This window comes from Corynebacterium sp. HMSC14H10 (assembly GCF_001807105.1).
Classification (GTDB): Bacteria; Actinomycetota; Actinomycetes; order Mycobacteriales; family Mycobacteriaceae; genus Corynebacterium; species Corynebacterium jeikeium_D.
On record NZ_KV787414.1, the window covers coordinates 1 to 13,613 of the forward strand.

Below are 13,613 nucleotides of genomic sequence, written 5' to 3' on the forward strand. Positions count from 1 at the left end.
CATTTTTGTCATAAACGCAGTCACTAACTCTCGAGTACGCCTAGCAGCGCTTAACTTTCCTTATTCGCGTCCCACAGTCGCTTGCCGACGAGTCCCGCGCCCCCGACAGCTCCTGCCAGCAGTGCTCCGATCGAGAGCCACCGCATCGTGGCGAAAGTTGCGGAGCGGAAGTGGCGATAGTCGTAGATAGTCCACCCCATCTTCTGGGCGTAATTCCGCAACTTGCGGTCCGGGTTGATGGCCACGGCGGTGCCCACCATGGACAGCATGGGAATGTCGTTGGCGGAATCTGAGTATGCCGTGCAGCGAGACATGTCCAACCCGGAGGAGGCCGCCAGAGCTGCCACCGCGTGCTTCTTGCCCGGGCCGTGGAGAATATCGCCTACCAGGCGGCCAGTGAACTTGCCATCTTTGACCTCGGCGACCGTGCCAAGGGCGCCGGTCAGTCCGATGTGCTTAGCGATAACCTGGGCCAGCTGCACCGGGGTGGCGGTGACCAGCCAGACCTCTTGGCCAGCCTGGATATGTAGTTCCGCAAGATCGCGGGTGCCCTGGTAAACGCGGTCGCTGATCTTTTCTTCAAAGATTTCTTCGCCGAGTTTGACCATTTCATTCACATCGTGGCCGGCGAAAAACTCCAATGCCTGTTCACGGGCCTTAGCTACGTCGGCGGCGTTTTCCGCGCCTGAGATTCGGAATTTCAGCTGCTTCCAAATCATGCCGGCCAAATCGCGCTTCTTGATGAAGCCGCGCTCGACCAAACCCATGGCAAAGAGGAAGATTGATGCGCCCTGGACAAGCGTGTTGTCCACATCGAAGAAAGCGGCTGCGCCCTGATCGCGTTCGACACCTGGAATGGGCTGCGAGAGCACACGTGCACCGCCAGCGGCATCTTCGGCACCCGCTACACTGCGAAATCCCGTAGCCAGTTCTTCGCCGCCGACGTCGTAGACCTCGCCGAGAGCTTCCAGTGCATTGGCAGCCGCTGCAGCACCAGCTTCCTCCTGTGCTTCATCATTGAGCGGAGCGAGAACTACCTGCTCGAGGAAGTTGCGGACGTTACCCTGCGAGGACGCAAGGTCACCCAGCATGTCGATGGGGAAGGGGGAGCGGTTGTCGGCACTGAACTCACTCACGGCACGAAAATCTCTTTCCACGGTGTATGCAACCGACATCCGTTATCGGAAGCTCTTGTTGAATAGTATCCGCTCTTTAGGCAAAGCTGCGCGCTGAGATTCAAGGAGCGGATGGGGCAAGGATAAGAAGAGTCACTTTTGCAGGGGAAGTGTGGGGAGGGGGACGTCGTAAAGCGAAACAGTCGACCTTTAGACTGGCCGTTATGGTGACTGTGACGGTGATGAGTAGGAAGACGTGCGGTTCGTGCGCCCGAGTGATTGCGCAGATTGAGCCGCTAGTTCGGGACCAAAATGCGCAGTTCCAGGTGGAAGACGTCGATACCGATCCGAACTTGGCCATGGAATTTGGCGATCGCGTGCCGGTGATTTTGGTCAATGATGAGGAAATCGCTTGCTGGGAAATCGATGATGATGAACTCCTGGAAGCGATAGCGGAGGCCGAATAAGTTCGGGAGACAACTCTGCCGAACTGCTAGGAGCTGCGGAGACATGGCAGAATGTGGAGTAGCGGCAAAGAAGTAGGGGAGTGCTGCGAACATCGAGGTAGAGACTAAGTAAAGTATGCCTTTGTTGTGACGAGATGGCGGAGTTGTCTAGCGTTAACAGTCATAGCTGTGTGAAAAAGCCCGTAGCGGGGCCTGTGAAGGAGCAATAGAGCGGTGATTGAGCGGTGAGTGTGCTTCTCGTCGGAATGTCGTACCGGTCTGCACCGGTGACCCTTCTTGAAAAGGTCTCCGTCGGTGAAACTGAGCGAGAGGCCATTTTGGCTCGGCTGGTCGCGGATGAAGCGATCAGCGAAGCGATGCTGTTGTCGACCTGTAACCGCGTTGAGTACTACGTGGTGGCCAACGGCTTCCACTCTGGCCTATCGGCCGTGGTCCGTGAAATTGTCGGTCGTACTGGGCTCGAACTCGATGAACTGACACCGCACCTCTATGTGCGATACGCACAGGCCGCAGCGGAGCATGCCTTCTCGGTGTGTGCTGGTCTTGACTCGATGGTGCTGGGGGAACAGCAGATTATCGGTCAGCTTCGCAATGCTTACCAGGAAGCGGACGAAGCCGGCACCGTCGGTCGCATGCTGCATGACTTGGCGCAGAAGGCGCTGCACACAGGCAAGCGAGTCCACAGCGAAACACTGATTGATAATGCGGGCGCATCGATGGTCTCCGTGGCCATCGATGAGGCGATTGCTGCGCTGCATCCTGGGTTCAACTCTGGTGTTGACGTCGCTGAGGGTACCGATATTCTGGCCGGACGTTCGGCCCTTATCCTCGGCGCCGGTGCGATGAGTTCGCTGGCCGCCAGTTACCTGGGGCGCTGCGGCATTGATCGTCTGATTATTGCCAACCGCACCGTTGACCGGGCGCAGAACCTGGCTAACCACTCGATCGAAGCGGGCATCCCCGCTACTGCTATTGCGTTGCATGATTTCGCTGATGTCCTCGATGATGTGGACATTCTCGTCAGTGCCACCGGAGCCATGACTCCAGTGGTCTCAGCTGCAGATGTTGTCAACCACGGCCCGCTCGCCATCGTCGATTTGTCTATGCCTCGCGACGTCGCGGAGGATGTCTCCGGGCTTGAGGGGATCGCACTCTTCAACATCGAATTGCTGCAGATGACTCGCACGGAGGTTCCGGGTCGTGATGATGAGGCTGCAGCGCGCGACATTGTGGCCGAAGAGTTGGAGTCCTACCTCACGGCGCAGCGCGCAAGCGAGGTAGCACCGACTGTTCGCGCTCTGCGTGAGCGCGCGGCGGATGTGGCGGCGGCTGAGCTCGCTCGCCTGGAGGCGAAGACACCGGGTCTTACTCAAAAGGAACGTCGCGAGGTCGAGTCCACGGTTCGCCGCGTCGTCGATAAGCTCTTGCACGCGCCAACGGTGCAGGTCAAGAAGCTTTCTAGCCAGCAGGGTGGTGGCAACTATGCGCTTGCCCTGCAGAAGCTCTTCGACCTGCCCCTATCCACCCCCTCTGGCCTGTATGCTGACACCGATATCCCCGCAGATCTCATGGTAGAGGGCCGAATTGGGCGGATGCAGGGATTTGAGCAGTATGGTCTTGACAGTAGTGCCATCATTGAAGGCGTTGCTGAAACCACCAAAAATTAACACCCGGAGGGAAACATGCCTGACCCAGCGACTATTCGTATCGGTACCAGGGGCTCGGAACTGGCCACGACACAGGCCGGTCACGTCCGTGATGCACTGATTGAGCTGGGACAGCCTGCAGAGCTGGTGATTGTAAAGACCGCCGGTGACCATAACCGCCACGACCCGGTGGAAAAGATTGGCATCGGTGTCTTCACCCAGGCGCTGCGTCATGCACTCCGCGAGGGGGTGTGCGACATTATCGTGCACTCGTTTAAGGACCTGCCGACCCTGCCGGAAGACGACATGATGGTCGCAGCCGTGCCGGAGCGCGTCGATCCGCGAGAAGCACTGATTTCCCGCGATGCCACGCCGCTGATGGACCTGCCTGAGGGGGCTCGTGTGGGTACCTCCGCGCCGCGTCGTGTCTCTCAGTTGCGTGCGCTGCGCTCCGATCTCGAACTTGTACCATTGCGTGGAAACATCGAAACCCGCATGGGGCGCGTCTCTGAGGACTTGGACGCTGTCATTCTGGCTCGCGCCGGACTGGAGCGCACGGGGCGCCTCGGAGAGATTGCGGAATCCCTGGACGTGGACGTCCTCATGCCGGCCCCGGCTCAGGGCGCCCTGGCGCTGGAGTGCCGCACTGCTGACCGCGAAATTGTGGATATTCTGCGCAAGATTGACCACCCGGTGTCCCATGCCCGCGCTGTCGCTGAGCGCGCGGTACTCAATGAGCTGGAAGCGGGCTGTACCGCTCCGGTCGCGGCCTACTCAACCGTGAGCGACAGTGGTGAACTCACCCTGCAGGCGGGGGTGTTCGCACTCGACGGTTCGCGTCAGTTGCTCGAGACCGCTACCGCAAACGTGGATAAGGCCGATGAGCTTGGCCGGAAGGTTGCGGCGGCCCTGCTCGAACGGGGTGCTCATGAGGTAATGGGCGATACCCTGCGGGAATCTCAAAAGTAGCCGGTTAGTTAATTTGGCTCAAACCCTTTATGCTAATAGGCCTGTATGCATGCCGTTGGGATAAGGGTTTCCTTCGTGTGCTCGCATGTGAGATTCAGGTGTCCACCTGCCACTCACATGCGTTGGCGCATGTCCGCTTTCTTCCTTCAAGACTCATCGGCACGAAAAGTGAACAACCAATAGAAAAGAAATCACTCCGCAACGATGAACACCTCCCTCCCCTCAGCAACGGGACGCATCCTGTTCGTCGGCGCTGGTCCTGGAAATCCCGACCTGCTGACGCTTCGCGCCCGTGAGATTCTCGCAGACACCGCTATCGCCTACGTCGACGCCGATGTCATGCCGGGGGTTCGAGAGCTCGTCGCAACCGATGTGCCTGTTCCTCCCGAGCTGCTGAAGGAAGCCGAGGAAGAGTACGAGCGCATGTGCGCCGCAGCCAAGGCCAAGGGATCTCGTCGTAAGCCGCCGCGTCCGGCACCACCGACCGCCGCAGATTTGCGCACGCCTATCGACGATCCCAAGAAGATGGCCAACCTGCTCGTCGAAGAAGCCGCTAAAGGCAATGACGTGGTGCGTTTGGTGGCAGGCAATCCGCTGACCAACGATTCGCTGCTGGCCGAAATCAACGACGTCTCGCACGCCGATGTTGAGTTCCAGATTGTCCCTGGCATGTCCGTGCCCTCCACCGTCCCGGCATTTGCCGGTATCGCGTTGGGCTCGACGTACACGGAGACCGATCTCGGTCGCGCCGATGTGGACTGGGACGAGCTGGCCCAGGCACCACAGCCGCTGGTACTGCAGGCCGTGCAGGACGACCTGTCCGCCATTGCAACTGAGCTCGGCGAACGCGGCCTGCCGTCGTCGTTGCCGGTGTCGGTGACTGTCAACGGTACGACTCGTCTGCAGCGCACCTACGACGTCACGCTGGGCACCTTGGCGCAGCTCTCGGGTGACCTGACCGGTCCGCTGGTGGTCACGCTTGGCAAGGGTGTGGACAATCGTTCGAAGTACTCATGGTGGGAAAACCGCGCTCTCTACGGATGGAAGGTGCTGGTCCCACGTGCCAAGGCGCAGGCAGGGCCGATGAGTGCCCGTCTCGTTGCGCACGGCGCCATCCCGATTGAGGTCCCGACCATCTCAATCGAGCCACCGCGCAGCCCGGCGCAGATGGAACGCGCCATCAAGGGGCTTGTCGACGGCCGTTACCAGTGGGTTGTCTTCACTTCCGTCAACGCCGTCACCGCAGTGTGGGAGAAGTTCCAGGAATTCGGCTTGGACGCGCGCTCCTTCGCCGGGGTCCGCATCGCAGCAGTCGGCCATCGCACCGCCGCTGCCATCCGCGATCTCGGCATCACTCCGGAGCTGCTTCCGGATGACACTCGTCAAAATGCCGCGGGCATTGTCGACGTGTTCCCGGAGTACATCGAGGATCTCGATCCGGTCAACCGCGTGCTGCTGCCGCGCGCCGATATCGGCACCGATGTGCTTGTCGACGGTCTGATTGACCTGGGCTGGGAAGTTGATGATGTGGTCGCTTACCGTACCGTGCGGGCAGCGCCACCGAGTGCGGATATCCGCGACATGATTAAGTCCGGTGGCTTCGACGCAGTGTGCTTTACCTCGGGGTCGACGGTGAAGAACCTGGTCGGCATCGCGGGTAAGCCGCATGCTCGCACCATCATTGCCTGCATCGGGCCGATGGCCGCAGCCACGGCTCGCGAGTACGGCCTGCGGGTAGATGTCGTGCCGGAGCGCGCAAGCATCCCGGAGCTGGTGGATGCGCTGGCAGAGCATGTTGCGCAACTGCGGGCGGCAGGGCAGCTGCCACCACCGCGCAAGAAGCGTCGTCGTTCGCGTAAAACCAAGGACTGAGCAGGGGCGTACCGGAGCGAGTTCGCGTTTTGATTAAGGTTGTCTTTATGACTACATCTGGAGCTTCTGAATCATCCCGCGAAATCGATCTCGAACAGTTTGGATTTCCTCTCCCGATTCGTCGCCCACGCAGGCTGCGCACCAACCCGGTGATGCGTGCGATGACGGCGGAGACGACACTGACTCCGAAGAATCTCATCCTGCCCATGTTTGTTGCAGATGGTATTGATGAGCCGAAGCCAATCAGCTCCCTGCCCGGGGTAGTGCAGCATACCGAGGACTCCCTGGTAGAAGCTGTGCGCGAGGCTGTTGAGGCAGGTATCTCGGCAGTTGACCTCTTCGGTGTCCCGCTGGATGCGGACAAGGACGGCGAGGGCTCTGAGTCCTGGAATCCGGAGGGCGTACTCAACCGTGCCCTGCGTCGTCTCCGCGACGAGTTCGGGAATGACATTTTGATCATGGCCGACACTTGCCTGGATGAGTTCACTGACCACGGCCACTGTGGCGTGCTGGGCACGGATCGCTTCGGCAACACGGTCGTTGAGAATGACCGCACGCTGATTAACTACGTCAAGATGGCCGTTGCGCAGGCCGACGCCGGTGCACATATCGTGTCCCCATCGGGCATGATGGACGGCCAGATTGCCGCCATTCGCGAGGGTCTGGATGCCGCTGGCCATGAGGATGTCTCCATCATGGCGTACTCGGCAAAGTACGCGTCCGCCTTCTACGGTCCATTCCGTGAAGCCGTTGGCAGCTCGCTGCAGGGCGATCGCCGTACCTACCAGCAGGATCCTGCAAACCGTCGTGAGTCCCTGCTTGAAGTGCAGCTCGACGTTGACGAAGGTGCGGACATGGTGATGGTCAAGCCGGCCATGAGCTACCTGGACATTCTGCGCGAGGTCGCGGATATGTCGCCGGTGCCGGTTGCCGCCTACCAGGTCTCTGGTGAGTACGCGATGATTCACGCCGCTGCCGCCAACGGGTGGATTGACCTGGATGCTGCGATGATGGAGGCAGTACTGAGCATTCGCCGTGCCGGTGCGGAGCAGATTTTGACCTACGCAGCGGTGGACTTGGCGAAGAAGCTGCGCGCCCAGTTCTAATTCGCTCGGGTGAACGTGCAGTAATAATTATCGAGAAGTGGACGGATGACTAAAGAAGAGAAGAAGCCCGCAATTCCCGAGCAGGTCGAGGGAGCTAGGCAGGCGTGGCGGGTTACGGCCGTGTTGCAGCTGCTCGTCGCTGCGGTAGCTACGGTGACCTACTGGCTGCATCCGGAAATGCTGATGAGCCCCTCAACCGCTAAGGAGAATTTCCCGGGGTTCAGCGAGGGCCAGATTGATGCTGCCATGAAGGCGACTATCGTTATCGCGTTCTTTTTCGCAGTGGGGCTTTGCATCGCGTTCTTCGCCATCATCGAGCGAATGCGCAAGGGGAGCGAAGGTGCTCGCACCGTGCTGGTTATCGGCTCGCTTTACCTGGCACTGTCGGCGCTGATGTCCTTCTTCTCTTCTACGGCTTCAGAATCGGGAGTGCCGGCATCCCTCGTTCTTATCAGCGGAATTGTGCGAATCGCCTCGGCCACTGCCGCGGTAGCGGGCCTAGTGCTCGCCGCTTCGAAGGAATCCAAGGACTACTTCGATCATCAGCGCCCGTCGAAACCGTGGACGCCGTCCGCTCCGGAATCGCATCTGCCGAGAGCGTCGAAGCATGGCGCTGATCCAAAGCGGCAACAGCAGCTGGGCCAGTCACAGCCCAAGCAATCCAAGCAGCCTGAGGAGTCCAAGCGATGATGTCCCTGCCGAGTCGGCCCTGGCAGTGGGTGCTCTTCGTCGCGCTCATCGCCCAGATTGTCCTGAGCTTGATACTGGTCACCGGCGACTATTCGCAGGCTCCCGCCGCCGTTGGCCGCGATATCTACATCGTCGCCGGTGTGACGCTGGTCTGCTCGCTTATTGGTAGCGGCTGCTTGCCGACGGCCACTGAGTTCAAACTCTCCCGGAACTGCCTGCTCATCATGGTGATTATCACGGCTCTCGCCATGTTCTTTGCCATTATGGCTGGAGCGCTGACTGTATGGGTTATCGCGCCCAGCCTGGCGATGGCGTGTGGACTACTGTTGCTCTATCGTGAATTAGCGCTCACGCGCGCCAACCAGCCACAGGATTAGACGGAAAGTTTCAAAGGCCATGAGTGACACCGGTGAGTTTGATTTCTCTCTGGACAATCGCGTTGAACAAGCGATTGTGGATGCCAAGGTCGCTGCTCGTAAGGCATTGCCACGAAGCCGTCAGGACATCGACGAAGAAAGTGCCCATCAGCGGCTTGCACACCGCAGAGGCCAGTCCAACACAGCTTTCGCACTCATCCTGGAAAACTTGGAAAACGCCGAGAGTGCTGAGCGTGCTGAGCATGTTTTGGAATCCTTTCCAGATGTGACGGCCTCTGTGGTCTACAAGCCCGGACGCGCGTGGATTACAGCGCCCGATACCATCGATCCGAATCAGTTCATCGAAGCTCTCCGCGAAATTGGGGTCGAGTCGTACCTCACGCGCAGCACGCTTCGGCGTCGTGCAACTCGGCTGGATGTGTCACAACATCGCCGTCCCGCTGTTCCGGCTGCCGCTCAACAGAATGAGGAGGAGCGCATTCGCCGTCGTGAAGCGGCCCTGCGCCGAAGCGGCGGCGGTGCGGAAGTATTGTTCACGGCGCGTGAACTGGTGACCAAGCAGCGCTTTTGGGGCAGCCTGTTCCTATCGATTCCGGTGCTGGTGACGTCGTTGAACGTCAACTGGCAGTTCCCGGGTTGGCAGTGGATGTGTCTTGTGCTGACCACGATTGTGGTGTGGTGGGGTGGCTGGCCGTTCCACCGTGCAATGGCGGCGTCTCTGCGTCGGCGGATGTCGGCGCTGGATGGGGCGAGCTCCATTGCCATCCTGCTGGCGTGGCTGTGGTCACTGGCGCAGCTTATTTTTGGCCCCGCGGGACAGATTGGCTATACCACTGCGCCCACGTGGTTTGCTTTCAACTACCGGGAAAGCGCCTCGGCAGAGGTGTTTTTCGACGTTGCCTGCGGTCTGACCGTGCTGTTGCTAACAGGTCGCATGTTTACGCGCTACAACAAGGTGCGTACTGGACAGATTTTGCGCAACCTGCGCATTCCAGCTGAGCGAAACGTGACAGTCGTGCGCAAGAGTGCCAAATCCGCGGAGCCGAAACGGGTGGAGGTGACGGTCGCGGAGCTCAATATCGGTGATGACATCGTGGTTCCACCGCACTCGGTGATTCCGGTTGATGGCTCAGTCATCGGTGGTGCGTCCACGATGGATGCGCAGCTACTCGGTATCGGCGTTGAACCACAGAAGGTCAAGGTCAATTCCAAGGTTTGGGCCGGCGCAATCAACCTGGATTCGGAGCTCAAGGTGCGTGTGGAGCGCACTGGTTTCAAGACCCGGGCGTCATCGATAGCACGTTGGCTGCGTCAAGCGGTTCGAGAAGAAACGGTGATGCACCAGACCGCAGTGCACTCGGCATCAGAGCTGGTGCCATGGACGCTGTCGTTGGCGGGCGTGGCTTTTTGCGGTTGGTGGCTGGCGACGGGCACGATGAGCGGTGCCCTCGCGGTGGCGCTGGCTATGCTCTCGGGCATCGCGCCGGTGGCATTGGCAATGTCTACGTCGACCGTGCAGCGCATCGGGATTCTGGCCGGTGCTAGTAACGGAATCTTGATTCGTGGCAATGAGACTTTCCGAAAGCTGGCCGCTGCTGATGTGGTGATTTTTAACCGAGTTGGAACGCTGACCGAGGGTGACACCCACGTGCTCGGTGTCGCCGCTGAGCGCAATGAAAATCCGGATCTGGTTCTGCGTGTGGCGGGCGCTCTCATGATGGAGAGCAACCACCCGGCATCAGCGGCAATCGTGCGCGCGTGCCGTGTATCCCGCGACGCCGGTTCCGGCGGTGGTGAGGTGCCGCACTGGATTGAGACTGTACACGTCGCAATTGCGGAAGACGGTGCGTTCGTTGGCCAGGTAGAGATCCCGGTGAAGGACTCGGACGACAAGTTGGAGATGCGCTTTGTTGAGGGGCGTGTTTGGCGTCCGCGTGATCTCACTGCACTCAGCGAGAAAATGGCCGTGGCTGCGCTCAGTGGCGGTACTCCGATGGTGGTGTCGTGGCGTGGCAAGGTCCGTGGTGTCATCACCATTGGTGAGGACATTAAGCCCGATGCGGTCGAGAGCATCGACCAGCTTGAAGATATGGGCGTGGACACCATGATGATCACGCGAGATCCGTATCCAGTAGCCCGTCGTTTTGCTGACCGGCTGAATATCTCACGAGTATTCGCGGGCATCATTGCCTCCCGCAAGGCCATTGCGGTGCGTTCGGTCCACAGTGACGGCGAGACTGTCGTGATGGTTGGCGACAAGGACATCCGGGACTCTCTGCGTGCCGCTGACGTGGGTGTTTTGATGGACAATACCGAAGGCAATCAGAATCTTGATGTTGATTACGCCGATGTCGTGGCACTGCGTAACAACGTGTTGTCGATTCCGGAGGCCATTGAAATCGCACGTGCTGTGGTGCGGATGATGGACTCCAACATCTACTTTGCGTGGTTCTACAACGTTGCGGTCATCCTGCTGGGTATGACCGGTATGATTCACCCGCTGCTGGCATCGCTTTTGATGATTTTCTCCAGCTTGTGGATCGACTGGCGATCCCGTCGAGTGTCCTCTCGCCGCAAGCATCTATTCAGGGTGAAGCTGGGACGTTGGTAGGGCAGGGTAGCCCTTCATCCGAGTGGCCGTCTACGATGGTCACCGTGACTCAAGACATTAATGCTCCTCATGTCCCAGAAAACGTTGAGCTCACCGATCGTTCGGCAGAGTTCTTTACGCAGGCTCAGGCAGTGACGCCGGGTGGCGTGAACTCGCCGGTCCGCGCCTTCGGTTCCGTCGGTGGCACCCCACGTTTCATTGACCACGCCGCGGGCTCTCGTCTCGTGGATGTTGATGGCAACGAATATGTGGACTTGGTCTGCTCGTGGGGTCCAATGATTCTGGGCCACGCGAACCCGGCAGTGGTGGAGGCCGTTCAGAGCGCCGCCACTCGCGGTTTGTCTTTCGGCGCTCCGACGACGGCTGAGACCGACCTGGCTCGTCACATCGTTGAGCGCACGTCGGTAGATGAGGTGCGTCTGGTCAACTCCGGCACTGAGGCCACTATGTCCGCAGTACGCCTGGCTCGCGGTTTCACTGGCCGTTCCAAGATCATCAAGTTCGCCGGCTGCTACCACGGTCACGTGGACGCGCTGCTGGCATCGGCCGGGTCCGGTGTCGCTACTTTTGGTCTGCCGGATTCGCCGGGTGTCACCGGTGCATCGGCTGCCGACACCATTGTTGTTCCTTATAACGACATTGAGGCCGTCAAGGCCGCATTCGCTGAGAACCCGGGCGAGATTGCCTGTGTCATCACTGAGGCGGCAGCGGGCAACATGGGTACCGTCGCACCGCAGGACAACTTCAACGCGAAGTTGAAGGAAGTCTGCCACGCAGACGGCGCACTGCTGATTCTCGATGAGGTCATGACTGGCTTCCGCGCTTCCTACAACGGCTGGTACGGCATTGATGGTGTGGCCGGTGACCTGACCACCTTCGGCAAGGTCGTCTCCGGTGGTCTGCCGGCAGCTGCCTTCGGTGGTCGCCGCGACGTCATGGAGTACTTGGCTCCGAACGGTCCGGTGTACCAGGCAGGCACACTCTCCGGTAACCCGGTCGCTATGGCAGCTGGACTGGCCAACCTGGAAAATGCCACGAAGGATGTCTATGACACCGTCGCAGCCAACGCAGATCGCCTGGCCACGATTCTGTCCGACGCCCTGACCAAGCAGGGCGTGGCCCACCACATTCAGCGTGCGGGCACGATGCTCTCGCCACGCTTCGCCGAGGGCGAGGGCCATAACTTTGAGCAGATGCAGGCAGCGGATACTTTCCGCTACCCGGCTTTCTTCCACGCCCTACTGGCCAATGGTGTCTACCCGCCGGCTTCTTGCTACGAGACCTGGTTCGTCTCCGCTGCGCTGACCGACGCCGACTTCGAGATTATCGAGCGTGCAGCAGCCCGCGCGGCCGAGGCGGCGGCAACCGCCAAGCCGGAGTAGGTGACACGTGCCGAACAAGACCAATTCGCAGGCCGAGCAGCAGGAATCGCAGCCGACACAGCCGGAGAACCAGGCATCCAAGCGTGCAACAAAGCACGCCAAGACCACGGTCGTACATCTCGTCCGCCACGGCGAGGTTTATAACCCGGATAAGATTCTCTACGGTCGCCTGCCCGGCTGGCACTTGTCTGAGCGCGGTCAGCGCCAGGCAGCGGCCACGGCCTCGTCCTTCGAAGGCCACGACATCCGCTACTTCGCCTGCTCTCCGCTGCAGCGCACGCAGGAAACCTCGCGGCCCTTCACCGAGGTAATCGGCATGAAGCCGACCCTGGATGAAGATTTGCTGGAGGCTGGCAACTCCTTTGAGGGTTTGCACATCAAGGGCATTGACTCCGCACTGTGGAATCCGAAGTACTGGCCACGGCTGCGTCGTCCGAGCGTGCCCAGTTGGGGCGAGCCCTACGAGGAGATCGCGGACCGTATGTTCCACGCCATCGAGCGAGCCCGCGAGGCCGCCGAAGGAGCGGAAGCGGTGCTGGTGACGCACCAGCTGTGCATCATTGCAGCTCAGCGTCGTGCGCGGTACTTGAAGCTCGCCCACAACCCGGCAACTAGGCAGTGCGATCTGGCGAGCGTGACCTCTTTGATCTTCGTCGGAGACACCATTGTCGACGTGCGCTACAGTGAACCGGCCGGTCACCTGTAAGGTGAATAAATAGTCTTGTTGAAGTTTCACTGACCCCGGAAGGTGGCACCCCAGGTGGCCAAGGTCTCATCGTCCCGAATTGCAGCAACGCTGGCGGCAGCAACTCTGTCTCTGTCGCTCGTGGCATGTAACCCCGGAGAGTCGGTGGGACACGACGCCGTTGCCGTTGGCGGTCAGTTCGAGTTCGTTTCTCCGGGTGGTCAGCAAATCATTGACTACGCACCGGAGGAGCGCAAGCCGGTCGGCAATGTCTTCGGTCCTTCTCTCGAGGACGACGACAAGGAAATCTCCCTCGATGACTTCAAGGACCAGATTGTGGTTCTGAACGCCTGGGGCCAGTGGTGCGCACCGTGCCGCTCCGAGTCGGATGACCTGCAGTACGTCCAAGAACAGATGGAAGAGGAAGGCATCGGCACTGTCCTCGGCATTAACGTCCGCGACAATGTCCGCCAAGCTCCCATCGACTTTGTGAAGGACAACGGCATCACCTACCCGTCCATCTACGATCCGGCTTTCGTCAACGCCGGTGCGCTCGGTGGTATCCCGGCGTCGGTGATTCCGACGACCATCATCCTGGACAAGCAGCACCGCCCGGCGAAGGTCTTCCTCCGCGAGGTCGATCACACCATGCTGATGAAGGCTGTCAATGAAGTGAAGGCGGAGGGCTAGGCC

At 60.0% G+C, this 13,613-nt stretch carries 12 protein-coding genes; 11 read left to right on the top strand and 1 reads right to left on the bottom strand.

What is annotated here, in order from left to right; all coding sequences use genetic code 11:
* Window positions 1-50: 50 nt before the first annotated feature.
* The gene (locus HMPREF3135_RS03275) at window positions 51-1,175 is read right to left on the bottom strand and encodes an HAD family hydrolase (RefSeq protein ID WP_016421984.1); all 1,125 of its coding nucleotides are present in this window, start codon (window positions 1,173-1,175) and stop codon (window positions 51-53) included.
* A gap of 164 nt (window positions 1,176-1,339) precedes the next feature.
* Between HMPREF3135_RS03275 and HMPREF3135_RS03280 the strand changes: the two genes are divergently transcribed.
* The 11 genes from HMPREF3135_RS03280 to HMPREF3135_RS03330 all read left to right on the top strand — a co-directional run bounded on the left by HMPREF3135_RS03280 (window position 1,340) and on the right by HMPREF3135_RS03330 (window position 13,610).
* A complete protein-coding gene (locus HMPREF3135_RS03280; protein WP_016421985.1) occupies window positions 1,340-1,582 on the top strand; it encodes a glutaredoxin family protein in 243 nt (80 codons plus the stop codon).
* Between the two features lie 224 nt (window positions 1,583-1,806).
* Window positions 1,807-3,249, top strand: a complete 1,443-nt coding sequence (locus tag HMPREF3135_RS03285) for a glutamyl-tRNA reductase (protein ID WP_083280601.1) — start codon at window positions 1,807-1,809, stop codon at window positions 3,247-3,249.
* A gap of 15 nt (window positions 3,250-3,264) precedes the next feature.
* Complete coding sequence (gene hemC, locus HMPREF3135_RS03290; protein ID WP_049190547.1) at window positions 3,265-4,197, top strand: hydroxymethylbilane synthase; 933 nt, start codon at window positions 3,265-3,267, stop codon at window positions 4,195-4,197.
* A gap of 204 nt (window positions 4,198-4,401) precedes the next feature.
* On the top strand, window positions 4,402-6,069 hold the full coding sequence (locus HMPREF3135_RS03295; protein WP_016421988.1) for a bifunctional uroporphyrinogen-III C-methyltransferase/uroporphyrinogen-III synthase: 1,668 nt from the start codon (window positions 4,402-4,404) through the stop codon (window positions 6,067-6,069).
* A 47-nt stretch (window positions 6,070-6,116) separates the two neighbouring features.
* Window positions 6,117-7,175, top strand: coding sequence for a porphobilinogen synthase (gene hemB, locus HMPREF3135_RS03300; RefSeq protein WP_070438168.1), 1,059 nt, complete (start codon window positions 6,117-6,119; stop codon window positions 7,173-7,175).
* A gap of 45 nt (window positions 7,176-7,220) precedes the next feature.
* A complete protein-coding gene (locus HMPREF3135_RS03305) occupies window positions 7,221-7,865 on the top strand; it encodes a hypothetical protein (protein WP_016421990.1) in 645 nt (214 codons plus the stop codon).
* Window positions 7,862-8,242: a hypothetical protein gene (locus HMPREF3135_RS03310; RefSeq protein ID WP_016421991.1), complete on the top strand. Its 381-nt coding sequence runs from the start codon at window positions 7,862-7,864 to the stop codon at window positions 8,240-8,242. The genes HMPREF3135_RS03305 and HMPREF3135_RS03310 overlap by 4 nt, the downstream gene beginning before the upstream one ends.
* Before the next feature lie 19 nt (window positions 8,243-8,261).
* Entirely contained in the window at window positions 8,262-10,853 is a 2,592-nt protein-coding gene (locus tag HMPREF3135_RS03315; RefSeq protein ID WP_016421992.1) for a heavy metal translocating P-type ATPase, read from the top strand.
* A gap of 35 nt (window positions 10,854-10,888) precedes the next feature.
* Window positions 10,889-12,235, top strand: coding sequence for a glutamate-1-semialdehyde 2,1-aminomutase (gene hemL / locus HMPREF3135_RS03320; RefSeq protein ID WP_070438036.1), 1,347 nt, complete (start codon window positions 10,889-10,891; stop codon window positions 12,233-12,235).
* A 7-nt stretch (window positions 12,236-12,242) separates the two neighbouring features.
* Window positions 12,243-12,941 (top strand): histidine phosphatase family protein, encoded by a 699-nt coding sequence (locus HMPREF3135_RS03325; RefSeq protein WP_083280602.1) that lies wholly within the window; start codon window positions 12,243-12,245, stop codon window positions 12,939-12,941.
* A 54-nt stretch (window positions 12,942-12,995) separates the two neighbouring features.
* Window positions 12,996-13,610: a TlpA disulfide reductase family protein gene (locus HMPREF3135_RS03330; RefSeq protein WP_049192980.1), complete on the top strand. Its 615-nt coding sequence runs from the start codon at window positions 12,996-12,998 to the stop codon at window positions 13,608-13,610.
* Window positions 13,611-13,613: the final 3 nt, after the last annotated feature.

Bases quoted from the DNA above. Each gene is read 5' to 3' on its own strand.
- hemC (WP_049190547.1), top strand. From the start codon at position 3,265: ATGCCTGACCCAGCGACTATTCGTATCGGTACCAGGGGCTCGGAACTG.
- hemL (WP_070438036.1), top strand. From the start codon at position 10,889: ATGGTCACCGTGACTCAAGACATTAATGCTCCTCATGTCCCAGAAAAC.
- HMPREF3135_RS03315 (WP_016421992.1), top strand. From the start codon at position 8,262: ATGAGTGACACCGGTGAGTTTGATTTCTCTCTGGACAATCGCGTTGAA.
- HMPREF3135_RS03305 (WP_016421990.1), top strand. From the start codon at position 7,221: ATGACTAAAGAAGAGAAGAAGCCCGCAATTCCCGAGCAGGTCGAGGGA.
- HMPREF3135_RS03310 (WP_016421991.1), top strand. From the start codon at position 7,862: ATGATGTCCCTGCCGAGTCGGCCCTGGCAGTGGGTGCTCTTCGTCGCG.
- hemB (WP_070438168.1), top strand. From the start codon at position 6,117: ATGACTACATCTGGAGCTTCTGAATCATCCCGCGAAATCGATCTCGAA.
- HMPREF3135_RS03275 (WP_016421984.1), bottom strand. From the start codon at position 1,175: ATGTCGGTTGCATACACCGTGGAAAGAGATTTTCGTGCCGTGAGTGAG.
- HMPREF3135_RS03295 (WP_016421988.1), top strand. From the start codon at position 4,402: ATGAACACCTCCCTCCCCTCAGCAACGGGACGCATCCTGTTCGTCGGC.
- HMPREF3135_RS03280 (WP_016421985.1), top strand. From the start codon at position 1,340: ATGGTGACTGTGACGGTGATGAGTAGGAAGACGTGCGGTTCGTGCGCC.